General features: G+C 36.3%; 1 protein-coding gene. It reads left to right on the top strand.

What is annotated here, in order from left to right; genetic code table 11:
- Positions 1-266: 266 nt before the first annotated feature.
- Positions 267-1412, top strand: a complete 1146-nt coding sequence (locus tag ACODS7_RS31895) for an IS110 family RNA-guided transposase (protein ID WP_243169456.1) — start codon at positions 267-269, stop codon at positions 1410-1412.
- Positions 1413-1583: the final 171 nt, after the last annotated feature.

The following is a 1583-nucleotide window of genomic DNA, read 5'->3' as shown; positions in this document are numbered from 1 at the left end:
TAAAATAAACAATCATGACTTTACAGTCACACCCATATATGAAAAGGGGTGTGACTATTTATTTTCCAAGCTTTCCATACTGGTTACATAGATGGATACTTTAGTACGTGGCTTTTTATGGTGGGTTCACCCCGTAAAATAAACTGTAAGAAATAATTTGGTGCACATCCCTTTGTTGACAGATTTATTCTGATCACGGACAGAAAAATGTTGAAATTCCAATTATTTCGGTTATCCATCTCATATTCATTTGGGAGGTTCATACGTTGGAAACTTTACATTCTCATTGTGCTGGACTTGATGTCCACCAAAAAGAAATTGTTGTTTGTGTTTACATTGGTACTTCTGATACAGAACTTACAAAGGAAATTCGTACATTTCCTACTTTCACAAAACATTTATTTGAAATGCTTCAATGGCTCGAAAATCTACATATTACCCATCTTGCGATGGAAAGCACCGGTATCTATTGGAAACCCGTTTTCAACATTTTAGAAGATTATTTTGATATTACCCTTGCCAATGCACAAAGAATTAAAAATGTGCCAGGGCGCAAGACAGATGTAGCGGATGCCGAATGGATTGCCAAACTCCTTCGGTATGGACTAATTGAAAAAAGTTTTGTACCTCCGGCAGATATCCGAGAACTTCGAGATTTAACACGTTTACGCAAGAAAATGATTGGTAATATGACTGCTGAAAAAAATCGTATCCAAAAAACATTAGAATGCTCCAATATTAAACTAGGTTCTATTATTTCTGATGTGTTCGGCGTATCTGGTCGTAAATTACTGACTCGGCTTGTGGAACAAGGATATGTTAACTCACATGAGGTAGAAGAAAATATTCATGGAAGCATGATGCCGAAGGCATCTCAGATTACAGAATCTTTATTTGGAACACTGAATCCACATCAAATTTTTCTTATTCGTCAGTCTTGGAATCACATCTTATTTCTCGAAGAATCTATTGAACAACTAGAAGAAAAAATTGATGAACTTCTTTCACCTTATCCAGAACAAGTTGAACTCCTTTTAACGATTCCAGGGGTGAAAAAGCATGCTGCCGCAAGCATTATTGCAGAAATCGGTGTCGAAATGCGACAATTTCCATCTGCCCAACACCTTGCTTCATGGGCAGGCTTATCGCCTGGAAATCATGAAAGTGCAGGCAAGAAAAAAAGTACTCGAACAACAAAAGGAAATCCACACATTCAATCCATGCTTTGTGAAGTAGCATGGGCCATCTCGAGAACGCGTCATACATGGTTATCAGGAAAGTATTGGTCTCTTGCTGCACGAAGAGGTAAAAAGAAAGCACTTATTGCCATTGCGCATAAAGTCATTAAAATTATCTATCACATACTAGATCAACGATCTGGATTTATTGAGTATTCAAAAGTTCTTTCTTAAGGTAATCAACTCAAGTTCATATTTCTTTCGCTACTGTTAAAAAAATTTAATAACATGTGGCTTATTTATCTATGCTCTTTTTAAAGTCACTAGACACACATATCAAAATTACTTCCCTCTACAGTACATATGAAGTTTGGGATCTTAATTCAAGTCTTTTCACAGAAAAAG

Source organism: Bacillus sp. FG16, from assembly GCF_057809515.1.
Note: the sequence above shows the minus strand (reverse complement) of the source record. Positions and strands in the feature narration are given on the sequence as shown.